General features: G+C 66.7%; 20 protein-coding genes, 1 tRNA gene and 1 pseudogene. 5 read left to right on the top strand and 17 right to left on the bottom strand.

Features of this window, described 5'->3' with window-relative positions; translation table 11 throughout:
* Nucleotides 1-19 precede the first annotated feature (19 nt).
* Nucleotides 20-1,708, top strand: coding sequence for a thiol reductant ABC exporter subunit CydD (cydD, locus tag ACDC67_RS03060; protein ID WP_376690469.1), 1,689 nt, complete (start codon nt 20-22; stop codon nt 1,706-1,708).
* Nucleotides 1,705-3,348, top strand: coding sequence for a thiol reductant ABC exporter subunit CydC (gene cydC / locus ACDC67_RS03055; RefSeq protein WP_376690467.1), 1,644 nt, complete (start codon nt 1,705-1,707; stop codon nt 3,346-3,348). The genes cydD and cydC overlap by 4 nt, the downstream gene beginning before the upstream one ends.
* Here the strand turns inward: cydC and ACDC67_RS03050 are convergent.
* Nucleotides 3,324-4,502, bottom strand: a complete 1,179-nt coding sequence (locus tag ACDC67_RS03050; protein WP_376690465.1) for a lipoprotein N-acyltransferase Lnb domain-containing protein — start codon at nt 4,500-4,502, stop codon at nt 3,324-3,326. The two genes, cydC and ACDC67_RS03050, sit on opposite strands and share 25 nt — an antisense overlap.
* 79 nt (nt 4,503-4,581) lie before the next feature.
* Here ACDC67_RS03050 and ACDC67_RS03045 point away from each other — a divergent pair, with 79 nt between their 5' ends.
* Entirely contained in the window at nt 4,582-5,358 is a 777-nt protein-coding gene (locus ACDC67_RS03045) for an alpha/beta hydrolase family protein (RefSeq protein ID WP_376690463.1), read from the top strand.
* Nucleotide 5,359: 1 nt separating this feature from the next.
* On the opposite strand, the gene ACDC67_RS03040 is transcribed toward ACDC67_RS03045, so the two are convergent.
* The 9 genes and pseudogenes from ACDC67_RS03040 to rpsF all read right to left on the bottom strand — a co-directional run.
* Complete coding sequence (locus ACDC67_RS03040; protein WP_376690462.1) at nt 5,360-6,208, bottom strand: HlyC/CorC family transporter; 849 nt, start codon at nt 6,206-6,208, stop codon at nt 5,360-5,362.
* Nucleotides 6,209-6,256: 48 nt separating this feature from the next.
* The gene (gene ybeY / locus ACDC67_RS03035) at nt 6,257-6,736 is read right to left on the bottom strand and encodes an rRNA maturation RNase YbeY (RefSeq protein WP_376690460.1); all 480 of its coding nucleotides are present in this window, start codon (nt 6,734-6,736) and stop codon (nt 6,257-6,259) included.
* On the bottom strand, nt 6,720-7,685 hold the full coding sequence (locus tag ACDC67_RS03030) for a PhoH family protein (RefSeq protein WP_376690458.1): 966 nt from the start codon (nt 7,683-7,685) through the stop codon (nt 6,720-6,722). The genes ybeY and ACDC67_RS03030 overlap by 17 nt, the downstream gene beginning before the upstream one ends.
* Nucleotides 7,686-9,029 carry a tRNA (N6-isopentenyl adenosine(37)-C2)-methylthiotransferase MiaB gene (gene miaB, locus ACDC67_RS03025; protein WP_376690456.1) on the bottom strand — a complete coding sequence of 448 codons (1,344 nt, stop codon included), beginning with the start codon at nt 9,027-9,029 and terminating at the stop codon, nt 7,686-7,688.
* A gap of 28 nt (nt 9,030-9,057) precedes the next feature.
* A complete protein-coding gene (gene alr, locus ACDC67_RS03020; protein WP_376690454.1) occupies nt 9,058-10,167 on the bottom strand; it encodes an alanine racemase in 1,110 nt (369 codons plus the stop codon).
* 17 nt (nt 10,168-10,184) lie between these two features.
* Nucleotides 10,185-11,558 (bottom strand): replicative DNA helicase, encoded by a 1,374-nt coding sequence (gene dnaB / locus ACDC67_RS03015; RefSeq protein WP_376690452.1) that lies wholly within the window; start codon nt 11,556-11,558, stop codon nt 10,185-10,187.
* 209 nt (nt 11,559-11,767) lie between these two features.
* Nucleotides 11,768-12,223 carry a 50S ribosomal protein L9 gene (rplI, locus tag ACDC67_RS03010; RefSeq protein WP_376690450.1) on the bottom strand — a complete coding sequence of 152 codons (456 nt, stop codon included), beginning with the start codon at nt 12,221-12,223 and terminating at the stop codon, nt 11,768-11,770.
* A gap of 17 nt (nt 12,224-12,240) precedes the next feature.
* Nucleotides 12,241-12,465 carry a 30S ribosomal protein S18 gene (gene rpsR, locus ACDC67_RS03005; protein ID WP_376690448.1) on the bottom strand — a complete coding sequence of 75 codons (225 nt, stop codon included), beginning with the start codon at nt 12,463-12,465 and terminating at the stop codon, nt 12,241-12,243.
* 129 nt (nt 12,466-12,594) lie between these two features.
* Nucleotides 12,595-12,993, bottom strand: a pseudogene (gene rpsF / locus ACDC67_RS03000) (30S ribosomal protein S6); the annotation flags it as partial.
* Between the two features lie 289 nt (nt 12,994-13,282).
* Between rpsF and mgtE the strand changes: the two are divergent.
* Complete coding sequence (gene mgtE, locus ACDC67_RS02995; RefSeq protein ID WP_376690446.1) at nt 13,283-14,653, top strand: magnesium transporter; 1,371 nt, start codon at nt 13,283-13,285, stop codon at nt 14,651-14,653.
* Here the strand turns inward: mgtE and ACDC67_RS02990 are convergent.
* Nucleotides 14,639-15,424 carry a class I SAM-dependent methyltransferase gene (locus tag ACDC67_RS02990; RefSeq protein ID WP_376690445.1) on the bottom strand — a complete coding sequence of 262 codons (786 nt, stop codon included), beginning with the start codon at nt 15,422-15,424 and terminating at the stop codon, nt 14,639-14,641. The genes mgtE and ACDC67_RS02990 overlap by 15 nt on opposite strands.
* A gap of 256 nt (nt 15,425-15,680) precedes the next feature.
* On the opposite strand from ACDC67_RS02990, the gene ACDC67_RS02985 reads away from it, so the two are divergent.
* A tRNA-Ser gene (locus tag ACDC67_RS02985) sits at nt 15,681-15,773 on the top strand.
* Nucleotides 15,774-15,849: 76 nt separating this feature from the next.
* On the opposite strand, the gene ACDC67_RS02980 is transcribed toward ACDC67_RS02985, so the two are convergent.
* The 6 genes from ACDC67_RS02980 to ACDC67_RS02955 form a co-directional block, all read right to left on the bottom strand.
* Entirely contained in the window at nt 15,850-17,046 is a 1,197-nt protein-coding gene (locus ACDC67_RS02980; protein WP_376690443.1) for an EAL domain-containing protein, read from the bottom strand.
* A gap of 163 nt (nt 17,047-17,209) precedes the next feature.
* Nucleotides 17,210-17,584: a hypothetical protein gene (locus ACDC67_RS02975; RefSeq protein ID WP_376690441.1), complete on the bottom strand. Its 375-nt coding sequence runs from the start codon at nt 17,582-17,584 to the stop codon at nt 17,210-17,212.
* Nucleotides 17,585-17,593: 9 nt separating this feature from the next.
* The gene (gene lipA, locus ACDC67_RS02970; protein ID WP_376690440.1) at nt 17,594-18,598 is read right to left on the bottom strand and encodes a lipoyl synthase; all 1,005 of its coding nucleotides are present in this window, start codon (nt 18,596-18,598) and stop codon (nt 17,594-17,596) included.
* Between the two features lie 97 nt (nt 18,599-18,695).
* On the bottom strand, nt 18,696-21,731 hold the full coding sequence (locus tag ACDC67_RS02965; protein WP_376690438.1) for a two-component regulator propeller domain-containing protein: 3,036 nt from the start codon (nt 21,729-21,731) through the stop codon (nt 18,696-18,698).
* Nucleotides 21,732-21,971: 240 nt separating this feature from the next.
* Nucleotides 21,972-22,535, bottom strand: coding sequence for a sortase domain-containing protein (locus tag ACDC67_RS02960; protein WP_376690437.1), 564 nt, complete (start codon nt 22,533-22,535; stop codon nt 21,972-21,974).
* On the bottom strand, nt 22,535-24,484 hold the full coding sequence (locus ACDC67_RS02955) for a marine proteobacterial sortase target protein (protein ID WP_376690436.1): 1,950 nt from the start codon (nt 24,482-24,484) through the stop codon (nt 22,535-22,537). Before ACDC67_RS02955 ends, ACDC67_RS02960 begins: the two co-directional genes overlap by 1 nt.
* Nucleotides 24,485-24,611 lie beyond the last annotated feature (127 nt).

Here is a 24,611-nt window from a genome sequence, read left to right as displayed (position 1 = left end):
CGGCCGCGTCGGCTTCGACATGCGCCAACAGGTCCGCTGGCTGGCCGCGCGCGAGCCCCGGGGCTTGCGCGCCGTCCTGCTCACCCTGTCGCTGGTCCAGGCCGGCTTGATCGTCGCCCAGGCCTGGCTGCTGGCCGGCGTCGTCCACGCGGTAATCGCCGGCAACGACGCGCCCGGCGACCTGGGCTTGCCGCTGTTCCTGCTGCTGGCGGTATTCGTCGCACGCGCCGGCATGGAAACACTCAGGGGCGCGCTGTCTGCCTCGGCTGCAGCAAGCGTCCAGCGCGAGATACGACCACAACTGTTCGAGCATATCGCCGACCGCGGCCCCGCTTATGCCGCGCGTCGCGGCGCCGGGACGCTGTCGACCCTGCTGGTCGAACAGGTCGACCTGCTCGAACGCTGGTACGGTCGCTTTCTGCCGCAGGCGATCACCGCGGCCGTGCTCGTTCCGGCGCTACTGCTGGCGGTGCTGTGGCAGGACTGGCTGGCGGGCCTGTTCCTGGCCCTGGCCGCCCCCCTGATCCCGTTTTTCATGGTGCTCGTCGGCTGGGGCGCCGAGCAGGCCAGCCGCGATCAGCAGCGCGAACTCGGCCGACTCGGCGGCGTGTTCCTCGACCGCCTGCGCGGGCTCGACACCATCCGCCGATTCGGCAGCGAAAGGCAGGAGCTGGCGCGCCTGGGCGAACTGATCGACGACTTTCGACGCCGCACGCTGGCGGTCCTGCGCGTGGCTTTTCTTTCAACCGCGGTGCTCGAATTCTTCAGTGCCGTGGCGATTGCCGCGGTGGCCATCTACGTCGGCCTCGGCCTGCTCGGCTACATCCAGTTCGGGCCCGCCCCCGCGCTGACCCTGCACAGCGGCCTGTTCGTGCTGCTTCTGGCGCCGGAGTTCTTCCAGCCGCTGCGACAGCTCTCGCAGGCCTGGCACGACCGCGCCGACGGACTGGCCGCGGCGGCCTCGATCGGCGAAGTCCTCGCGGCACCGCCGGCCCGGCCCGAACCGCTCGAGCCGGCCGAGATCACGCCTGGCCGGGCCTGCCGGGTCGAAGCCGACGGGCTCTGCATCGAGCGCCCGGGACGCGGCGCGGTACTCGCCGGTGCCGGCTTCGAGATCATGCCCGGGCAGCGCGTGCTCATTCGCGGGGCCAGCGGCAGCGGCAAGTCCACCCTGCTCGATCTGCTCGCCGGATTCCTGGTTCCCGATGCCGGCCGCATCCGCATCGACGGCTTGGATCTGCAACGCATCGGCTCGCAGGATCTCGTGCGGCTGCGCGCCTGGATGGGCCAGGGCGGCGGGCTGTTCGACGCCAGCCTGGCCGACAACATCCGACTGTCCCGGCCCGATGCCGACGACCAGGCCCTGGCCGCGGCCACCACGGCCGCCGGCCTGAACGAATGGATCGCGACCCTGCCCCGGGGCACGGCGACGCCGATTCGCGCCTCGGGCGAAGGTCTTTCCGGCGGCCAGGCACGGCGCGTCCTCCTGGCCCGCGCCCTGCTGCGCCCGCGGCCGCTGCTGCTGCTCGACGAACCGACGGCCAGCCTGGATGCCGACACGGCGCAATCGCTGTGGCGGACCCTGGCTGAGATTTCCGGGCAGGACGGGCCGACGGTGATCTGCGCCAGCCACGATCCACTGGCCGAAGCCTGGGCCGATCGCATCCTCGAGCTCGAAGGCGGAACCATCACGGAGCCGGGACGATGAAGATCAATCGCCTGATTGCCGCGGCATGGCGACAGCAATGGCGCTGGCTGGCACTGGGCATCGTGCTGATGCTGGTCTCGAGCGCCGCCGCGCTCGTGCTGCTCGGACTTTCGGGCTGGCTGATCACCGCCAGCGCCATGACCGGCCTGGGGATGCTCGCCGCCCTCGACATCTTCACGCCGGGCGGCGGCATTCGCATGGCCGCCATCACCCGCACCCTCGCCCGCTACGGCGAGCGCATGGCCACCCACCGCGCCACCCTCGGTTTGCTCGCCGCAATTCGCCTGCGCCTGCTCGAGCGACTTCTCGGGCTCGACGAACTGCAGCTCAGGCGTCTCCAGCGCGGCGACACCCTGGACCGCTTCACGCGCGACGTCGAGTCGCTCGACCATCTCTACTCGGGCGTCGCCGGGCCCATCCTGACCGCGGCGCTCGCGACCCTGGGCAGCGCACTCGCCGTGTTCCTGCTCGCTTCGACCCCGGCGGCGCTGGTGATTGCCGGGCTGGGGCTTGCCGGCACGGCCGTTGCCGCGTCGCTCGGTCGAGCCGGACGGGCGCCCGGGCGAGCCCGGTCACGCTCCGAACCGGCACTGCGGCGCCACTGCGTCGAGAGCCTGGAAGGCCTCAAGTCCCTGGTCGCCGAACGACGCGTGTCGGATCGGCGCGCCACGCTCGAGCGCCTGTCGACCCGGCAGATCGGCTTCCAGCTGACCCTCGACCGCATCGACGCCCTCGGCCGCGGCCTGATCACCTTGGCCGGCCTGGGCGCGGTGTGGCTCATGCTTTATCTGGGCCTGCTCGGTGTCTCCCGCGGCCAGTTCTCCGGCCCGGTGGCCGTGATGGCCGTCATCGTTACCCTGGGACTGATCGAGGTCTGGCAGGCCCTGCCCTCGGCCTGGCGCCAGCTCACGCGCACCCGTCTGGCCGCCGAGCGCGTCGGCGAACTGGCCGCTCGCCGGCCCCTTCTGGCGGCCACCGGCGAGGCCGTTCCGCGCCGCGACGGCGGCGCCTGGTCGATCGAGAACCTCCGCTTCGGCTGGCCGGAAAACCCGCGGCCGGTCGTTCAGGGTCTCGACCTCGAAATCGCCCGCGGCGAGCGACTGCTGATCACGGGCGCAAGCGGGTGCGGCAAGACCACCCTGGCCTTGCTGCTGATGCGACAGGTCGAGCCCGACGCGGGCCACATTCGACTCGACGGCCTGGACCTGCGCGACATCCAGCCCGATGCCCTGCGCCGCCACATCGGCTACCTGCCCCAGCAACCCGTCCTGTTCGCCGACACGCTGGCGGCCAACCTGCGCGTGGCCGCGCCCGGCGCCGGCCCGGCCGAACTGGAACGGGCCCTGCGCGCTGCCGGACTTGGCGATTGGTTCGAGACACTGGAAGAGGGCCTGGACACCTGGCTCGACGAAGCCGGCGCCAGCCTTTCGAGTGGCGAACTGCGACGGGTCGGACTGGCGCGCCTGATGCTCGTCGACCCACCGCTGGTGATCCTCGACGAGCCCACCACCGGCCTGGACCGGCAAACGGCCGCGGAACTGTCATCGAGCCTCGAACGCTGGCTGCAGGGCCGAACCGTGGTGATGATCAGCCACGAGCCGGAGCAATTGCCCCGCTACGACCGTACCCTTCGCCTGTAAGCCGGGCGCACGCGGGCGATCCAGAGCATGGCGGCGAGCAGTGGCAGCAGGCCGAACACGAGCTGCGGCCGGTACTGCGGACTGCCGGGCCAGGCGAGCAGCAAGGCCCCGACCAAGGCCGCGGCCGCGAGCAACCACCACAAACCCGTTCGCGCCGGCCGCGGCAAGGGCAGCAGCATGAGTAGCCAGAGCGGATTGAGCATGAGCACCACCCGGTTGCCGTCGATGACCTCGTGCCCGCTGGCGAACCACATCAGCAGAACGATCACGCCGCCCAGGCCGGTTGCCAGAACCGCCACGCGCCAGGGCAGCATGGGCCAGAAGCCCGGATCGAACCGGAGCGCCACGGCCACCAGCAAGGCCGCCAGCAGCGATACCAGGCCGTAGGACCACCACTGCAGGGACGGCTCGGCCGGCGCATCGTGTCGGCTCGAGGCGTAGAGCGTTTCCGACTCGCCGACCAGCGGCTCGCCGTCGACGCTCACGGTTCCCATCCAGTCGGCCAGCGCCTCGGGAACAAAGCCTTCCTCCCAGGCCGTGCGCGGTCGATCGATCATCGGTCCCAGCAACAGCATCAGGCCGGCGTGCAGTTCCAGCCGGCTTTCGTTGTAGCGGCGGATATGGTCGCGAAAACCGAGCCGCGCGGGCTGCTCCTCGAGTTGTGCGCGGACCTGTCCGTCGACCACGCGATCGATCAGGTCGCGCAGCCAGGTCGAGCAGTTGGCGAAGAAGTAGTCGTAGTCGTAGTACTGGGGAATCGGAAAGATGTTCTCGTGCAGCAGTTCATGCAGTTGGCCGATCCGGGCGTCGTCGAGCGCGAGCTTCTGGATCCGGATGGATCGGTCGCGCATCCGGTAGAAAGCGAACTCCTCCTCGGGCGACGCGGCCGAACCGAAGTACTTCATGATTCCCCGCGCGAAATCGAGGTGAAAGCCGGGCCGATCCATCTCGAAGTAGCCGAAACTGTAGACGTGGTCGAGGCCCAGCTCGGCGTCACGCAGCCAGATGGCGTTGTGACCGAAACGCTCCCAGACCTCCTGGCCAGGGCCGTAGGTCACCAGCCAGGCTTCACGAGCCTGGGCCGGAAGCGCCAGAAAGCCGAGCGCGGCCAGCACCAGCAACAGCCGAAGCGCGGCTGCGAATCGTCCTTTCATGACTCGGAAATCCCGTATCGCGAAAACGCTCATTGTGCCCCATACTGCGGCGGAAACTCAGACAGGAGCCACCACGGACATGTCCCGAATCCGATTCACCAACCGCGACGGCATGAGCCTGACGGGGACGCTCGAGATGCCGCCGGGTGACCGCTACCGCGCGACCGCCTTGTTCGCCCACTGTTTTACCTGCGGCCGGGACGTTCGCGCCGCGCGCGAGATCACCCGCGCCCTCGCCGAAGCGGGCTTCGCCGTCCTGCGATTCGACTTTACCGGCCTGGGCGAAAGCGAAGGCGAGTTCGCGGACACGACCTTCTCGAGCAACCTCGACGATCTCGAGGATGCGGCGCGATACCTGTCAGAGAAGCTCGAGCCTCCGCAGCTTCTGGTGGGCCACTCGCTGGGCGGCGCCGCCGTGCTCGCCGTGGCCGAACGACTCGACAGCGTGCGGGCCGTGGCCACGGTGGCCGCACCCTCGAGCCCGACCAACGTACTCAAGCACTTCGACGATCAGCTCGAGGAAATCGAAGACAACGGCAGCGCCGAAGTGGAGCTGGCCGGCCGCACGTTCCGCATCCGCCGCGACTTTGTCGACGACGCCCGCAGTCATGACCTGGAGCAGCGGCTCGGCGACCTCGGGCGCGCCCTCCTGGTGCTGCACTCGCCGCTCGACAAGACCGTCTCGATCGACCACGCGCAGCGGATATTCGCCGCCGCGAAACACCCCAAGAGCTTCGTCAGCCTCGATCCGGCCGACCACCTGCTCAGCCGGGCCGAGGACGCCGCCTATGCCGCGCGCGTCATCGCCGTCTGGGCGGGAAGGTTTCTGGAGACCGACCGCGTCGAAGCGAGGTAGTTCAGCCGGTCATGACTTCCATGGCGTGCAGGCGGCGATCGTCGGCGCTGGTGACCACGAAAGTACAGCCGTCGATCTCGACCGACTCCCCGGCCTCGGGCAGGCGCCCGAACTCGGCCACCACCAGGCCGCCGATGGTGTCGTACTCGGAATCACTGAATTCCGTCTCGAAGGCCTCGTTGAAGTCATCGATGGCGGTGAGCGCCTGAACCAGGAACTTGCCCTCTTCCAGGCGCTGGATATCCTGGACCGCATCGGCATCGTGCTCGTCGTCGATGTCGCCGACGATCTCCTCGAGAACATCCTCGATGGTGATCAGGCCCGACACGCCGCCGTACTCGTCGACGACGATCGCCATGTGATTCTTGCTGATGCGGAACTCGCGCAGCAAGACGTTGAGCCGCTTGGATTCGGGAATGATGACGGGCGATCGCAACAGGTCCGACAAGCCGATCTCGCCACCGTTGGCAACCAGCTTGAGCAGGTCCTTGGCCAGCAGGATGCCCTTGATCTGGTCGCGATCCTCGCCCACCACCGGGAAACGCGAATGGCCGGATTCGATGATGATCGGCAACACCTCGTCGAGCGGCGTGCCGTCGGGAATGACGACCATGTGCGAGCGCGGAATCATGACGTCGCGAACCTGGAGTTCGTCGACCTCCAGCGCACCCTCGAGCATGGCCAGGGTGTCGGGCTCGATCAGTCCGCCCTCGCTGACGTCGCGCAGCAATCCGACCAGGTCCTCGCGATTGCGGGGCTCGCTGCCGAATGCGCGACCGATTCTTTCCAGCCAGCCTCGCGAGCTGGCGCTGCTACTACCGTTCGAACTGTCAGTGGATTCGTCGTTCATATCGGGAAGGATACCGGCCGGGCGCTCGAAACGACAGCAGGCATCACGTCAGTACTCGTAGGTCAGATAGGGGTTGCCGATGCCCAGGTCGGCCAGCAGCCGGATTTCGCGCGACTCCATGAGCTCGGCCTGTTCGTCCAAGATGTGGTCATGTCCGCGCAGATGCAAGATACCGTGAATCAGCAGGTGCGCAAAGTGATTTCGAACCGGCTTGCCCTGCTCGGCCGCCTCGCGTAAGACCACCGGCGCGCAGATGACGATGTCGCCGAGCAACTCGAAGCCGGTGCCCGCGGGCAGGTCGGCGGGAAAGCTCAGGACATTCGTGGCGTAGTCGCGCTCGCGCCAGCGCCGGTTCAGGGCACGGCCCTCGGGCTCGTCGACGATACGCAGGTTCAGCACCGGGTTGTCCAGGTCGGCAAGCGCCGGTGCGGCCAGGCGGCGTATGTCCTCGTCGTCCGGCAGGGACTCGGACTCGCTTTCGCGCTGAATGGACAGGCCGGGTTCGGCCGGTTCAATCGCTGCGTTCATCGGCGCTCTCGTAAGCCTCGACGATGCGACGCACGATGGGATGACGCACCACGTCGCGGGCATCGAAGAAGGTCGTGCTCACGCCCTCCACTTCCTTCAACAGGCCGACGGCCTGGCGCAGGCCGGAATTGACCTTCGGCGGCAGGTCGATCTGCGTGAGGTCGCCGGTGATGACCGCCTTGGAGCCGAAGCCGATGCGCGTAAGAAACATCTTCATCTGCTCGGACGTGGTGTTCTGCGCCTCGTCGAGGATGACGAACGCGTCGTTGAGCGTGCGCCCGCGCATGTAGGCCAGGGGTGCGACCTCGATGACGTTGCGCTCGGTCAGCCGCGCGGCCTTCTCGAAGCCCAGCATCTCGTAAAGCGCGTCGTGCAGCGGCCGCAGGTAGGGGTCGACCTTCTGAGCCAGGTCGCCGGGCAGGAAACCCAGGCGCTCGCCGGCCTCGACCGCCGGGCGCACCAGCACGATGCGCTGCACCCGGTCGGATTCCAGCGCGTCGACGGCGCAGGCCACGGCCAGGAAGGTCTTGCCGGTACCCGCCGGGCCGACGCCGAAATTGACGTCGGACTCGCCGATGCGCTTGAGATAGCGCTTCTGGTTGGGCCCGCGCCCCCGGATCAGGCCCCGCCGGGTGCGGATGCCCACCTCGATCTCGTCGTTCTCGGGCTCGTCCAGGCCGGACTGCTGCAGCTGCAGGTTGACCGCCGCGGGACTGAGAATCTCGCCCTCCGACTGCCGGTAGAGCTGGCGCAGCACCCGTCGCGCTGCACGCACCGCGTCGGCCTCGCCCTCGATGCTGAACAGGTTGCCGCGCGCGGCGACCGCAACGCCCAGGCGTTTTTCGATCAAGCTGATGTGCTCGTCGAGATGACCGCAGAGATTGGCCAGGCGTTCGTTGTCGACCGGCTCGAGCTCGAGCGTGACGGCCGTTTCCGGAGCCGCTGACATCTAGGCTACCGCTTCCTGGGTACTGTCGAGGCGGCCGCGCAAGGAGTTGGCCAGGGCCTCGGTGACGACGACGTCGACCATTCGGCCGACCAGTTCCGGCGGGCCGGGGAAATTGACCACCCGGTTGTTCTCGGTCCGTCCGGCCAGTTCATTGGCCTGCTTGCGGCTGGTTCCTTCGACGACGACGCGCTGGCGCGAGCCGACCATGGCCTCGGAATACGCGCGGGCCTGGTGGTTGAGCTGGTCCTGCAGGCGCTTGAGCCGTTCCTTCTTCTCTTCCAGCGACACATTGTCGGGAAACGAAGCCGCCGGCGTGCCCGGCCGGGCCGAGTAGATGAAACTGAAGCTCTGGTCGAACTCGAGATCCCGGACCAGGTCGAGCGTTTGCTGGAAGTCGCGCTCGGTTTCGCCGGGGAATCCGACGATGAAATCCGAACTCAGCGCGATATCCGGCCGGACCTCGCGCAGACGGCGCATCTTCTGCTTGTACTCGAGAATGGTATGGCCGCGCTTCATCAACGACAGCACGCGGTCGGAGCCGGACTGGACCGGCAGGTGCAGGTAGTTGGCCAGCCTGGGAACGTCGGCAAAGGCTTCGACCAGGCTGTCGGAGAACTCCACCGGATGCGAGGTGGTGAACCGGATGCGCTCGATGCCGGGGATGTGATCGATGTAGCGAATCAGAAGCGCCAGGTCGGCGGTGCCGCCGTCGTGCATCGGCCCGCGGTAGGCGTTGACGTTCTGGCCGAGCAGGTTGACCTCGATCACGCCCTGCGCGGCCAGTTCGGCGACCTCGGCGATAACGTCGTCGAGCGGGCGGCTGACCTCCTCGCCGCGCGTGTAGGGCACGACGCAGAACGAACAGTACTTGGAGCAGCCTTCCATGATCGACACGAAAGCGCTGCCGCCCTTCTTTCCGGGGCTGGGCAGGTGGTCGAACTTCTCGATCTCGGGAAAGGAGATGTCGATCGCCGGCCGGCCGTTGCCGCGAACGCTGTCGAGCATGCCCGGCAGGCGATGGATGGTCTGCGGGCCGAACACCATGTCGACGAAGGGCGAGCGCTTGACGATGTTTTCGCCTTCCTGGCTGGCCACGCAGCCGGCGACCCCGATGACAACGTCGGGCCGCGTCGCTTTCAGCGGCCGCCAGCGCCCCAGCTGCGAAAAGACCTTTTCCTGCGCCTTCTCGCGAATCGAGCAGGTGTTGATCAGGATGACATCGGCCTCGTCCGCGCTGTCGGTCAATTCCAGGCCGTGCGAAGCCGCAAGCACGTCGGCCATCTTCTCCGAGTCGTACTCGTTCATCTGGCAGCCGTGGGTCTGGATGTAGAGCTTGCCCGCCATCAGTCGCTCATGAAGTTGAAAGGACCGGTCATTTTACCGCACGAAGCCCGCCGCTGCCGACAACCGGGCGACTGCGAAAGCGCACGCGGCGGGTAATCCGGCAAACCAGCTCGTAGGGAATCGTCCCGGCCGACTCGGCGACCGTCTCGATGGGCAGCCCCCGACCCCACAGCACGACCTCGTCACCCACGCTGGCATCGGGGCAGGCAGCCAGATCGATGGTGATCATGTCCATCGAGACACGACCGCAGATCCGGCAGGCCCGGCCGTTGACGAGGACCGGGGCGCCGTCGGCCATGCTGCGCGGATAGCCGTCGCCGTAGCCGATGCTGGCCACGCCCACGCGCATGTCAGCGTCCGCGGTGAAGCGCGCACCGTAGCCGATGCTCTCGCCGCGCGGTACGCGGTTGACCGCCATCAACTCGGCGCTCAGCGTCATGGCCGGCTCGAGCCCCAGCTCCGGGCCGGGTCGGCCCGGCAGCGGCGAGATCCCGTAGAGCACCAGGCCGGCACGCACCCACTCCAGGCGCGACTCGGGCAGGTTGATCAGGCCGGCGGAATTGGCCAGGCAGCGTTCGCCTTCGAGGCCTTTGGTCGCACGTCGGAAGCGCTCGAGCTGCAGCGCGTTGAGCGGATGCGAAGGCTCCTCGGCGCAGGCGAAGTGGCTGACCAGGTTGACCTGCTCGACACCCGGCAATGCCCGCAAGCGGCGATGCATGTCGGGGGCCGCTTCCACGGGCACGCCGAGTCGGTGCATACCGGTGTCGATCTTGAGCCACAGCCGGGCGGCCGGCGAGCGCCCGAAACGCTCGAGTGCCTGCAGCTGATGCGGGTGGTGAACGGTCAGCTCCAGGCCGAGGTCGGCGGCAACCGCCAGGTCGCCGTGATCGCTCACGCCCTCGAGCAGCAGCACCGGCAGACCATTGCCCAGGCGACGGATCGCGCGCGCTTCCTCGATCGTGGCCACCGCCAGCATGTCGGCCGTCTCGAGGGCAGGCAGGCAAAGATCGATCCGGTGGCCGTAGGCGTCGGCCTTGACCACGGCCATTACCCGGCTGTCGGGGGCATGGGCCCGCACCCGCTCGAGGTTGTGGGCGATCGCGGCCGGGTCGATCTGGGCGATGGTATTGCGGGCCATCGGGCGCGGGAATGCGCTCAGCCGTCCTGACCGTAGTGGTCGGGGGTGAAGTCGCGGAAACGCACGAACTCGCCCTGGAAGGACAGCTTGAAGCTCCCGGTCGCGCCGTTGCGGTGCTTGCCGATGATGATCTCGGCCGTGCCCTTGTCGGGCGAGTCCTCGTTGTAGACCTCGTCACGATAGATGAACAGGATCAGGTCGGCATCCTGTTCGATGGCGCCGGATTCACGCAGGTCAGCCATCTTGGGACGCTTGTCGGGGCGCTGCTCCAGGGCACGGTTGAGCTGGGAGAGCGCGATGACCGGAACGCTCAGCTCCTTGGCCAGGGCCTTGAGGCTGCGCGAGATCTCGCTGATCTCGTTGGTGCGGTTCTCGGCGCTGCCGTGCACTTTCATCAGCTGCAGGTAGTCGACCATGATCAGGCCGATGTCGTGTTCCCGCTTCATGCGCCGGGCGCGCGCACGCATGTCCGTGGGCGTGAGCGACGGCGTCTGGTCGATGAAGATATTGGCGCCCTTGAGCAGGGTCATGGCCGAGCGCAGGTTGACCCAGTCCTGCCCCTCGAGCCGGCCGGTGCGCAGGCGCTCCTGGTTGATCTGCCCGAGCGAGGAGAACAGGCGCATGACCAGCTGGGTGTCGGACATTTCCATTGAAAAGACCGCGACCGGCACCTTGTGCCGGATGGCCGCGCGCTCGGCGATGTTCATGGCGAACGAGGTTTTCCCCATCGACGGGCGGCCGGCGACGATGATCAGGTCGGTGTCCTGCAGCCCCGAGGTGCGCTGGTCGAGTTCGCTGAACCCGGTCGGCACGCCCGTCAGGTCGCCTTCGTTCTGCTGCAGCTCGTGCAACAGGTCCATGGCGTTGCCCATGACTTCCCGCACGCTGACATAGCCGGAGCTGCTGTGCGCCCCCTGGTCGGCGATCGCGTAGATCCGCTGCTCGGCCTCCTCGAGCACTTCCTTGGAATTGCGGCCGGCCGTCTGCAGCGCGTTGTCGGCGATTTCGGTACCGATCTGGATGAGCTGGCGCAATATCGACTTCTCGCGCACGATCTGCGCGTAGCCGGAGGCATTCGCCGGGCCGGGCGTTTCGTTGGCCAGCATGGTGAGGTAGGCGCCGGAATCGACCTTCTCGAGCTTGCCGTGGCGCGAGAACCACTCGGTGACGGTGATCGCGTCGCAGGGCTGCCCGTCGTTGGCCAGCTCCGAGATGGCGCGAAAGATCAGGCGGTGGTTTTCGCGGTAGAAATCGACCTCGTCGACCTGGTCGGCCACCCGGTCCCAGACGTCCGGGCCCAGCATCAGGGCGCCCAGCAGCGACTGCTCCGCCTCGTTGGAGTGCGGCGGCGCCTTGACGTTGCTCAGGGTGGATATGCGGGGTTCTGCCACTGCTCTTTGCTGCCGGAACGATTGCTTTGGGACAGGCCGCTCAGTATAGACCCGTTACGACGCGCTTGACCAATCGCCGGGAGCCAGCGGACCGTCCAAAGCGACCGGCGGGCCCGCTGCGCCGGCGTCCGGTCGCTTCGATGCCCTTCGGAAGGATTGCGCCCGGCCTAGTGGGCCGCATGGCCCACTAGCCGGCCGGGCGCGGACGATCAGCTTTCGGCAGCGACGATCGTGACCTTGAGCTCGGTCTGGACGTCGGCGTGCAGGATCAGGCCAACGGTGAACTCGCCGGGCTCGCGAATCGGCCCTTCCGGCATGTCGACCTCGGACTTCTCGACCGGGTAGCCCATTTCGGTGAGCTTGCCCGCGATCTCGTGGGGGTTGATCGAGCCGTACAGGCGGCCTTCCGGGCTGACCGGCACTTCGAAGCGCACTTCGTCGAGCGCATCGATGGCTTCCTTGCGCGCTTCCGAGGCTGCGAGGCGTTCGTTGGCCTGGCGCTGCAGTTCCTCGCGACGGGCTTCGAACTTCTCGACGTTGTCGCGCGTCGCCGGCACGGCCAGGCCACGCGGCAGGAGGAAGTTTCGGCCATAGCCGGCTTTCACGTTCACCGTGTCGCCGAGCTCGCCCAGGTTATAGATATTTTCAAGCAGAATCAGCTTCATGACGTCACCTCGAGCGATCAGTGGTTGTCGGAGTAAGGCAGCAGGGCCAGGTAGCGGGCCCGCTTGATCGCCGTACTCAGCTGACGCTGGAAACGCGCCTTGGTGCCGGTGATGCGGCTCGGGACGATCTTGCCGGTCTCACCGACGAAATCCTTGAGCAGTTCCACGTCCTTGTAATCGACTTCCTCGATTCCTTCGGCCGTGAAACGGCAGTACTTGCGTCTTCTCATGAATCGTGCCATCGGTCAGCCCTCCACCTTTTGCTGATCGTCTTGCTGATCATCGTTGTCGTCCGAAGCATTGTCCGAGTCGTCATCGTCGGAATCATCTTTGGAATCAGCTTCGGAATCGCCTTCGGAACCATCTTCGGAATCGTCGTCGTCATCCTTGTCGTCAACGCTGCTGTCGGCGCGTTCGCGACGGGCGCTGCTCTCACGCTCGTCCTTGCTTTCCTTGCGCTTGAGCATGACCGAAGGCTCGGTCTCGGCCTTGTCCTTGCGCACGATGAGGTGACGCAGGATGGCGTCATTGAACTTGAAGATGCTCTCGAGTTCGGCCAGGGTCTCGGCATCGCACTCGATGTTGAGCATCAGGTAGTGCGCCTTGTGCAGCTTGGCGATGGTAAAGGCCAGCTGAAGGCGACCCCAGTCTTCGCTGCGGTGGACGCTGCCGCCTTTTTCCTCGACCAGGCTGCGGTAGCGCTCGAGCATACCGTTCACTTGTTCGCTCTGGTCCGGGTGGACCAGGAGAACGATTTCGTAATGTCGCATTTTCGACTCCTCGTGGATTTCCAAGTCCGGGGCGCTCGCCCCGGCCTGCAAAGCCCCCGGACGGACTGACGGGCAGTCGCCGTGGAGCAAGGGATGCCCGCCTCGCGGACAAGCCGGCTATTGTATACCCGCCACCGGCTCACGAGCAAGCACTGGCGCCAACCGACTGCTTGACAGCGAAACGGCCGCCGATATACTCGCGAAAGCGCCGATTGCCCGGGCAGCGAGTGGTTTCACCTGGCTCGCACGCCCACCACAGGAAGCCACCGCACACAGAGGGACTCGAGCCATGTCGGACAAGGGCGCAAGCGTCGAACTGCTCACCCTGTACAGGCTCGGCCGCGAGCGCGAGATGTCGGACAAGCTCGAGGAAATGGCCGTGCAGGACATCGCCGGGGCGATGTCGAAGATGCCCGCGGACACTCAGCTTCGAGTGCTGCTCGCACTGCCCCGGGAACGACGCGCGGGCGCGTTCTCCTACCTCAGCCACGGCATCCAGCAACAGGTCATCAGCGACCTCGAGCCCGATCAGGCCCGAACCATCCTGCGCGAACTCGTGCCCGACGACCGCACGGCCTTCCTCGAGAGCCTGGCCCCGTCCGAACTCGAGGGATTTCTCAAGCTGCTCGGCCCGGACGACCTCAATCAGTCGCTGAAGCTTCTCGGCTACCCGGAGGAGTCGGTCGGGCGATTGATGACCACGCGTTATGTATCGGTCCGCCCCGAGTGGAGCGTGAACCGGGCGCTCGACCATATCCGGCACGAGGCGCACCGGGGCGAAACCGTCAACTATGTGTTCGTCACCGACAAGGGCGGCAAACTGCTCGACGCCATCCGCCTGAAAGACTTCATCCTGGCCCGGCAGGATGCCCGCGTCGAGGTCCTGATGGACGACGATGTCATCCACATCGAGGCCGACGCCGACCGCGAGCAAGCCGTCCAGACCATCCAGCACTACGACATCAGCACCCTGCCCGTGACCGACCGCGGGGGCGTTCTGCTCGGCATCGTGACGGTCGACGACATCATGGACGTGGCCGAGGCCGAAATTACCGAGGACTTCCACAAGTTCGGCGGCAGCGGACGGCTGAACATTTCGATGCGCGAGGCCAGTCCGACCTTTCTCTACCGCAAGCGAATCGGCTGGCTGATGGTGCTGGTCATCGTCAACCTGTTCAGCGGCCTGGCCATCTCCTTCTACGAGCAGTCGATCGAAGCGGTGATCGGCCTGGTGTTCTTCCTGCCGATGATCATCGCCGGAAGCGGTAACGCCGGAAGCCAGTCCGCCACGCTGATGGTGCGCGCCCTGGCAACCGGAGACGTCGCCGCCACGGACTGGCTGAAAATGTGGGGCAAGGAGTTGTCTGTAGCCGTGATGCTTGGCCTGACCATGGCAAGCGCGGTCGCGCTCATCGGCGCCTGGCGGGGCGGGACAGAAATCGGCCAGGAACTGGCCCTGGTGGTCGGCCTGTCGATGTTCGCGGTGGTCATCATGGGCGGCATGATCGGCGTGCTGCTGCCCTTCCTGCTGCAGCGCCTGAACCTGGATCCGGCCACCGCCAGCACCCCGCTGATCACCTCGGTGGCCGACGTCGGCGGGATCCTGATCTACTTCTCGATCGCCAGCGCCGTGCTCAGCCTGCCGTCACCGGTCGCCTGAAGCCTCGGTTTGCCAGGTATAAAAGCGCATCGGCGGGATATTGAGCACCTCCATCTCCACGTCCGGCTCGCCCATGATTTCCTTGCCCAGGCGTCCGACCGCACCGCGGAACTGGTACGCGACGAAGCGTCCGCCCGGAGCCAGGTTGTCGCGAATCGCCGCGATGATGGCCAGCCCGATCTCGCGCGGCATGGTGGAGAACGGAATCCCGGAGATGACCACGTCCGGCGCGTCCAGCCCGTGCTCGGCGAGAATGTCGGCCATGTCCGCGGCACTGCCCGTATGCGGAATCAGGCGGGAATCGCCGATCCCCTCGAGGATCGAGGAGAACTGAGGATCGAGCTCGATGGTCAGCAAACGCGCATCGTCGGGCAGTGCGGCGAGAATGGCGCGGGTCGTGCCGCCGGTGCCCGGCCCCAGCTCAACCACGGTGCGCGCGGACGCGACACCGGACGTATTGATAATCCGGCGTTCGAGAAACCGCGAACTGGGAATGATCGATCCGACCTGCTCGGGAGAGCGCAGGAAGCCCCTGAAAAAATCGATGCTGCGCGTCGAACGCTTCGGCGCCGCCTTGCCATTGCCTTCCACAAATTCTCCTTGCGAATACGGCTCAAAGAAAAAGTATTCTAGCGCGAAAATCCGAACGCGCCGGGGTTTACCCGAAAGCCATTTGCCGCTATCCTTTCGCGCTCCGGTCGACAGCAGCGCGAGAAAGCTTGCGTTACAATGCTGACCCGGGTCAATAATCCTAGGAATTGCCGCATGCATGCGGCGGCTACAATCAGGTTTAAGGAGAGGTGGCCGAGTGGCTGAAGGCGCTCCCCTGCTAAGGGAGTAAGGGGTTTTTATAGCCTCTTCGAGGGTTCGAACCGAGCGCCAGCGAGCTCACGAGCCGACAGGCGAGCCCGAAGGGCAAGCGGCCGAAGGTCGCGCAGTAATCCCGACCTCTCGCGGTCCGACAGGACCGCCCGGGTCGACACTGCAAGAATTGCCGCATGCATGCGGCGGTTACAATCAGGTTTACGGAGAGGTGGCCGAGTGGCTGAAGGCGCTCCCCTGCTAAGGGAGTAAGGGGTTTATAGCCTCTTCGAGGGTTCGAATCCCTCCCTCTCCGCCATCATTGAGAAACCCCGCCTCGAGCGGGGTTTTTTAATGATCAGGCTACAGTTCGCGATTCAGCCAATCCCTACCCCCTAAACCGCGATCGAATCCTCCGGCGCCTGGATCATGTTGCCCTGCATGAAATCGGCACCCGACCGCCACATGCTCGCGGCGGTCTGCGAATCCTTGATCATCGGCATGATGATCCGCGTGCCTTGCTCGCGCACGGGTTCGGACAGGTCCATGAAGCGCTCCTGCAGCGACGGCTCACTGGCGAGCCGCGACACGAAACCGGCCGCCATCCGAACGAACCGGGGCGCGAGATCGCTGCTGAGCAACTCCCAGCGGCTGTGCTCGTCGACGTGGGAAAGACAGATGCCGACGCCGTAGTCCCTGGAAAGCTCGAACAGCTGGCGCGCGCCGCGCAGGTGCGACATGGCGTCTTCCAGCGGCACTTCCAGGACAATGCGACTGGCCAGCGCGCGGTCGGCGTCGAGATGATCGCGCAGCCAGTCGCGGCGTTCGGCGTCGGCCAGCAAGGCCTCGGACTGGTTGATGAACAACCGGACCTCGCGCGCACTGAGTGGTCCCCGGAGCAACTGCATGGCGTGCACGGTCATCCACCGATCAATGACCGGCAACAGTTTGGCCTCGCGCGCCCGCGGCAGGAACTCGGCGGCGGTAATCAGCTTGCCGTCGCCGGCCGGAAGCCGCGGCAGCATCTGGTAACTCTCCGTCGCATCCGCGCCGCTGGTGGCCAGCAGGGGCTGGAAAACGACCCGCATGCCGTCGGTGCGCAAGGCTTCCATCAGAAGCCCGAGCATATGATCGCCGGAACCCAGCGCCTGGCTGAGCGAAATTCCGGGCCGGACCTCGGCCATGGCGTTGCCGCCATCCGCCTCGACCGAATCGGCCCGACGAAACAGCGACAGCAGGAGCTCATCGACCCCGGTAAAACGATGATCGAAGCGGGCGTAGGACAGAGTGACGGTCAGGGCGATGTCGTCGTCGCCCACTTCGTAGGTCGCATCGGTCAGCTCGGAGAAAAGCGCCGCCACGGTTTCATGGAAGGCCTCACCCGCGGTGGCGGGGATGGCGATCAGTAGGCTGGTCCAGTCGAAACGGACCGAAAAGTGCCGTTCGTCGAGATGCTCGGCAATGCGCGCTTCCAGCCGCGCGCACAGGGTCGACAGCCCGGTAAAACCCAGTTGATTCCGCAGCGACTCCGCCCGATCGAATCGCAGCAGCACGAGCCCGCCACGGCCGCCGGCGGCACCGGACTTCATCATCTTGGGTAATCGCTGAAGCAGTTGTTCTGGCGACATGACACCCCCTTTTTCTGCAGTCGGAACAGGAGCCTGTTTCGATTCCTGCCGGACAATGCCCGCCGCGGAAAGTGTGCCACAAATCGGGCACGCTGAAAAATGGCCGCTCGCCCCCGGCGTCGCAGCGTCAACCAGACCCCTGTCCTGAACCGTCAGCGCAGAACAGGCGCTCGAGCAGGGCCGCGTGAAAGGCCACGGGGTCACCGCCGGCATAGAGACCGAGCCGCCGCGCGCGTTCAAAAAAGCCTTCTGCCGGCAGCCCCGGACGGGCGCGGCTGGTCACCAGGGCAGCGCGAATCGGCCGACCGGCTTCGAAATCCTGCTTGAGCAGCAGCTCGACAAGGCGGGCGGTCTTGTGGATTCGCTTGGGCGCCGGAACCGCCAGCGCATCGGCGACTTCGAGATAAGTGAGCGTGCGCCGCTGCACGCGCATGCGATCGAGCAGCGCGGCCAGGCGCTCCAGGTAGCGATCGCGCGTCTGTCCGGTGAAACTGCCGGCCACGGCCCGGACTCAGGCGACGTCGGTATCGATGCCGCAGTTGTTCTTCTCGAACACGCGGTCGGCGCGGTAGCTCGAACGCACCAGCGGCCCCGAAACGACTTCCATGAAGCCTTTCTCCAGGCCGATCTCGCGCAGTTCGCGAAACTCCTCGGGCGGCACGAAACGATCGACCGGCAAGTGGTTGACCGTCGGGCGGAGGTACTGGCCGAAGGTGACGATGTCCACGCCGATGCGGCGCAGGTCGTCCATCGTCTCGATGACTTCCTCGTTGGTCTCGCCCAGGCCCAGCATCAGGCTGGTCTTGGTCAGCACCTTCGGGTTGTGCTTCTTGGCGTGCTCGAGCACCTTCAGGGTCTGCTCGTACCCGGCGCGGGGGTCGCGCACCGGATGGGTGAGACGACGCACCGTCTCGACGTTCTGCGCGAAGACCTCGAGCCCGGAGTCGACCACGGTTTCGACATCGTGCAGGCGGCCCTGGAAATCGGGCGTGAGCGCCTCGACGGCCGTTTGCGGATTGACCTTCTTGATTTCACGCACGCAGTCGGCATAGTGCCGCGCGCCGCCGTCGTCGAGATCATCGCGGTCGACCGAGGTCAGCACCACGTACTTGAGATCCATGATGCGGACCGACTCGGCCGAATTGGCCGGTTCCTCCGGGTCGAGCCAGCCGCGCGGATTGCCGGTGTCGACCGAGCAGAATCGGCACGCGCGCGTGCACACGTCGCCCATCAGCATGATGGTGGCCACGCCGGCCGTCCAGCATTCCCCGATATTGGGGCACTTCGATTCCTGGCAGACGGTGGCCAGGCGGTGCTCGTTGACGTTGCGCCGCACTTGTTCGTACTTGCCGCCCTGCGGCAGTTTGGCGCGCAGCCACGACGGCTTGCGGCCGATCGGCGCCGGTTCGGCCCCGGCCCTGGCCTTGATACCGTCACGAATCGCGGTAAAGCCCTGCGGCTTGCGGATTTTCTCACCGCTCTTGACGGCGATCGGAATGCGTCCGGCCTCGGTCACGAGATCAGGCTCCTGTCGCTGAAAGTTTCATTGCGTCATTATCCCATCCCGGGATCGGGTTTGCATGGTATCAACCCAGCGGCAATGTAGATTGCATTCAGTGATCCGGGTCGGCGAGTTCGAAGACCACCGGCAGGACCACGGTGAAGGTCGCACCCTGCCCCGGTGTGGACCGCACGCCGATCCAGCCTCCGGCCTGATCGACGATGCCGTGCACGACCGCCAGCCCGAGGCCGGTGCCGAGTGCGCCCGCCTTGGTGGTGAAGAACGGTTCGAAGACGCGGCGTTCATCGCCCGCCTGCACTCCGGGGCCCGTGTCGGAAACCTCGATGCAGACATGATGCCGGCTTGCCGGCAGCCCCGCCCGACGCAGCGTTTGCGCGTCCGCAGTCCGGGCCCGCACCCGGATACGACCACTGCCCCCCATGGCGTCGCGTGCATTGATGATCAGGTTCATCAGCACCTGCTGGAACTGAACGCTATCGATCAGGCAATAGCCCAGTCGCGACTCGGTTTCCAGGCAAAGCTGGATCCGGCTGGGAATGACCGGCGCGAGAAACTCCCGTGCGCTTTCCAGCTCCCGGCCGAGATCGAGCCAGTCCGGCTCGGCCTGCTGGCGTCGGGCAAAGGTCAACAGCTGGCGCGTCAGGCCGGCCGCGCGCTCGGAAGCCGTCATCATTCGATCGGCATCCTCGTGCGCCGTCGAGTCGATCGGCAGCTTCATGCGCATGAGCTCGATGCCGTTCATGATCACGGTGAGCACATTGTTGAAATCATGCGCAACGCCGCCGGCCAGCAGGCCGATGGCCTCCAGCTTCTGCGCCTGCGCCTCGCGCGCCTGCCGGCGCTGGCGCCGGACGATCATCCAGTATGCGAGGGCCAGCAGCAAGGCGGCGGCGATTACGCCGACAAGAATCCGCACCCACGCGTACTCGTACCAGAACCGTCCGACCTCGACTTCCTGCCGCGCAGCCGTCGACCAGCCCTGGGTCGGAAGACGCGCCTGCACCTCGAAGCGATATTCGCCCGGCGGAAGCTGCCGATAGAGCGCGCTGCGCTCGGGCGTCACGAACCAGCCCTCGTCGTAACCGCCCAGGCGGTAGCGGAACTCGATGTCGTCGGGGTAGAGGAAGGCGGGCGCGGTGTAATGCAACCGCAACCAGTCGCTACCCGGCGGCAATTGCAGCAGATCGCCCAGATCGACGCGACCGAGCTCATTTCTGGCCCTTGCCAGGTAGGCCGTCGGCGAGGCTCCTTGCCCGGCCAGCGCTTCGGGATCGAAGATGGCTGCGCCCTCGGACGTCGGATACCAGAGGCGACCGGAACGATCCCGCCAGACGGCGTACTGGAAACCGCCGTTGGTCTCGCTGCGCGGCATGCCGTCGGATTGATCGAAGTGCATCACCTCGAGCCTGGCCCGCCGCCCGTCAGCGACGGCCTCGAGCTGCGCCTGCGGCATGCGGAAGACGCCGCGGTTGCCGCTGGTCCAGACGTTCCCGTGCCCATCGCGACGAATGGAAAAAGCGATATTCTCGACCAGGCCGTGACGCGAGTCGACAACCGAGATCTCGTCGCCGACAACCCGCACGAGACCCCGGCTGGTGGCAAACCACAGCACGCCTTCCGGAAACTCTTCCAGGTCGTAGACCGCCCGACTCGGCAGGCGCTCGACGAAAGGCGCGGGCTCGAGCCGGCCGCTGCCCGGGTCGAGATAATGCAGGCCGTGGCTGTCCGAGCCGACCCACAGGCGGCCGCTGCTGTCGCGACGCAGCATCAGGATATGCCCCGGCGCCTCCCCCTGCGGCATCGGCACCGGCTCGAGCCGCCCCTGATGCGCCATGAAGAGCCCGTCCACGGAGCCGATCCACAGCCGATCGTTCTCGGCCAGCAAGGCAGACAACGTGGCCAGGGAGGTCTCGAAGGGCTGCGTGACGCGATCGCCCTCGATCCGGTTCAGCCCGGTACGCGTCCCGACCCAGACGCCCTCGCCATCCGGCGCCAGGGAAAGCACGTGATCCCCCTCGAGCGACGCACTACCTTCGCTGAACACGCGCATGCCCTGCTCGTCGAGTCGGACAACACCGCCGCCGAAGGTGCCCAGCCACATGGCGTCGTTGCCACCCTGGACGATGGGCAACACCGGATACGGCGGCATTCCCTGTTCTCGTCCCAGCGGCATGGCCGCGCCCCGCAGCAGCTGGTAGAGCCCGCCCCCGCCGGATGCAATCCACAGGCTGCCGTCGCGGTCCTCCAGAAAGTCATTGATATGGCTCCGACCCAGCTCACCTTCCAGGCCGAAGCGCTCGAAGCGCTCCCGCCCGCGACACAGGCGGGCAATACCCTCCCCGCCGGTTCCGACCCACACATGCCCGTTGGCATCGACGTGGAGGGAAACGACATGCATCCGATCAACCAGCCCGGCCGACTCGCCGTGATGCTCGAGCGCTGATCCGTCCCAGCTGAAAAGACCCTCGCGCGTTCCGACCCACAGCCGTCCGTCGAGATCTTCGGCGAGCGCGGAAATGAACGGATTGGGCGCCTCCTTGAACGGCGCGGAACGCAGGCTGTCTCCTTCGAGCAGCTCCACGCCACCGCCGTCATAGCCGACCCAGAAACCACCACCGGACCGCCGGGCAATCGCCCGAATGGATCGCTCCGACGCGCCCGGAACGGCGATCTCGCCGTCATCGGGATCGAGCCGCAGCAGGGTTTCCCCGCGGGCCCCGATCAACAGCCGGCCGTTGTCTTCGTGCAGCGCCTCGATGCTGCTGCGCAACGGCAGGACCATGGATCGCGCCCGCCCGGTCCGGGTGTCGACCGTGACGACCCCGGAAGAAGAGACCCCGGCAAACAAGGTGTTCGACTCGCCCACGAGCAATGTTCGGATGAACGGCGGTGCACCGCCGACAATGGGTTGCAGATCGACACGCTCGAACTCGTGGCCGTCAAAGCGACTCAGCCCGTCCTCTGTCCCGACCCATACAAACCCGTCGCGATCGGCGGCCAGGGCGTAGACCGTATCCAGCGGCAGTCCGTCGGCGGTGGTGAAGTGCCGCAGCGTCCACTGGTCGAGGGAGCGGTCACAGCCGGCAATATCAGCCAGCGCGCCCGTCGACAGCGCGGCAGTCAGCATCAGTACAGCCGCCCGATGCCGAACTCCGGCGAACGGGAAACACGACAGGAACGGCGATCGTGATGAGGCTGCAGACATCGCGGCATTGGGGCGGAACTGGCCCTGCAGTATATACGTGGCCGGCGCCGATCCGAACCGACCACAACTGCGGCCGAGCCGGTCGCGGCACGTGGTCGGCGCCCGCAGGCCAGCCCCAGCGTTCCTTGAGCCGCCGCGGAAGTTCGTCGATGCATAGCGTCGTCATGGGCTTGCTTCCTCCTCGGAGAGTGGGTCCAGGCTGACGACCAGGCGCTCCGGCCCGCCCGCCACCGGCGCATCGAATGGATAGCAGGTGATCAGGGTCATGGCGTTTCCTGGCCTGTCGAGGTCGATTTCGGTTTCGCGGGCATCGACGACCCGGATCGCCTCGACCCGCCACCACTGGCCCTGCCCCCGGGCATCGGTCAGCTCGAAACGGTCGCCGATTTCCACGGCGCGCAGAAAGGAGAAGTGCGTGTCGCGATGGGCGGCGAGCACGTGGTGCCCGCCCTCGCCCACGGCCATGCCCGGCCCCCAGGCCATCACGGGCGTGTCCAGACCGTCGAGCACCAGGTGATCGATCGACAATCGCGGCATGCGCAAGCGTGCGACCGGGTGGCTGACCGCCCCCGGCCAGGGCTCGACCGCTTCTTCGGCCTCGACCGTCTGCAGCCACGCCCGCTCGAGCAGCCACTGGCCGAGCCCGGCCTTGGCCTGGATCCAGCCGGCCGAACCCAGCTGCCACACGGCCGCCAGCGACAGGGACAGGATCAAGAAGCGACGCATCAGGACGCGTCCGTGTCACGATTGATGCGGCGCTGGAAAAGCAGCAGCAGGACCAGCAGCAGGGCCACCCCACCCCGCAGCGCCGACGAGAAGCTGCCGGCATCGGTCGCGGGCATGGCCTGCAGGCTGCCGGCGCGGCCGTGGGCCGGGCTGGTTTCCAGGCCGAAGCGGCGCAGCGCTTCGGCGCGGCTGCGCTGCGGCGTGCGGTCGACCGCCACCAGGCTGGTCTGGGAGCTGACCAGGGAGTACTCCAGCGCCGTATCCAGCACTTCGGAGTCGATCAGCTGCGCTTCACCGGGCGGCACGATACGGTGCTCCAGCGCCTCGATTCGCGAGCGCGCCCACTGGCTGGCCACACCCGGCGCCGGCTGGAAATCCTCCAACGGCAGGACGCGCTCGAAGTATTGGCCGTTGCTGGTGCCGCGCACGATCACGTCCCCGCTGAGTCGGTCGGTGCGGGCGATGACGCTCAGCGGCTGGCCGACGTACAGGTCGGGAAGGGTCTCGGGATAGAACTCGACCGGATGGGGCCAGACCACCTCGATGTCGTGGATAACCGGGCTTTCGAGCTGCAGCACCAGCTCGCTCATGCGCTCGGCGATCAGGGATGTCTCGGCGATGGCCGTGTAGCTGCCGCGCCCGGCGGTCGCCAGCCGGCGCAGGAATCCGCCGTTGACGCCGTGTCCGATGCCGACGGTGAACAGGCGGCTTTCGTTGAGGTCGGCCCGGGCGCGCTCGAGCAGTTCCTGCTCATTGCTCACCATGCCGTCGGTGATGAAGACGACCTGGCGCAGGTACCCCTCGGCCGGCGGCGCGTCCAGGGCCAGGGCCAGCGGGGGGCCCATGTCCGTGCCGCCGCCGGCCGCCAGTGCGTCGACCCATTGCGCCGCCTCGACGTGGCGCTCTTCGGTAAAGGCCACCGGCTGGCGGTAGAGCGAGCGGGCCTGGTGGTCGAATTCGATGACGTTGAATCGATCACCGGGCTCGAGGCTGGCCAGGGCGTAGTGCAGCGACTCGCGGGCCTGGACGATGGGCTCGTTCGACATCGACCCGGAACTGTCGATGACGAGGACGACTTCGCGCGGCGTTCGATCCGCCTCGAAGGCCTGGGGCGGCACCAGGGTCAGCATGACGTGCTCGCGCCCGCCGAAGGACTCGGCAAAGGCCGCGGTGGCCGCCTGGCCGCTGTCTTCGGGCTCCCAGACCAGTTCGAAGTCGCGGCCCGACCAGTCGGCGCCGTCGGCCAGGGTGACCAGCCAGTCGCTGCCCAGATCCTCGGTCTCGATGGCGTGATGGGTCGAGCGGATCGCGCTCAGCTCGAGCCCCGGGCGCAGGTCGACGGTCAGCTCCACGGGGCGCTGCGGCAAACCACCCTCGAGCGCGGATTCAAGCTGCTCGCGAACGGAGCGCTCGAGACCGCCGGCGCCCCGAAACCTCGGCGCCGTAGTGGTCGGAAACTCGAGCCTGAACTGGCCGTGCTCGTAGGCCACCGCCTGGGTGAAACCGACGCGGATCTCGACCATCTCCCCCGGCGGGATGTTGGCCACGCTGGTGGCGAACAGGTTGCCCTGGTCACGCTCGACGAGTCCGGCGATCTGACCCTGGTCCCGTGCGGCGGCGTAAGTGGCCCGGGCCTGTTGCTTCTCCTGGATCTCGCCCTCGATCAGCCGCTGGCCGAGGCGAATCTGCAGCTGCTCGACGGCAGCCCGCTCCGGCAGCGGAAACCGGTAGCGGCCCTCCGCCCAGTCGCCGGTCTGGTTGAAGAACTTCTGGCGAACTTCCACCATCGCAACGGTGCCGGTGACCTGGATATCGACCTCGGTCGCCAGCGCCAGCGCGGCCTGGCCGCTGCCGGCCTCCCGCTGCTCGAGCCACAGTCCGGATTCGGGTCCGGCGGCAAGCGCCGGAGCGCACAAGACCATCAGGCCGAATAGAAACAGACGCGTCATGGGAACGAACTCCTCGTGTGATCGATGCGCGCCATTACAGCGCGCCGACATGGCGAGGAAGCCGCCCGCCAATGTCGAAGTTCTGATCGAATGTGGCAAACTTGTGGCAGCCACCCCGGCCGGGGCG

It is taken from the genome of Wenzhouxiangella indolica, assembly GCF_042310355.1.
Lineage (GTDB): Bacteria > Pseudomonadota > Gammaproteobacteria > Xanthomonadales > Wenzhouxiangellaceae > Wenzhouxiangella.
This window is presented reverse-complemented; position numbering and strand designations above follow the sequence as displayed.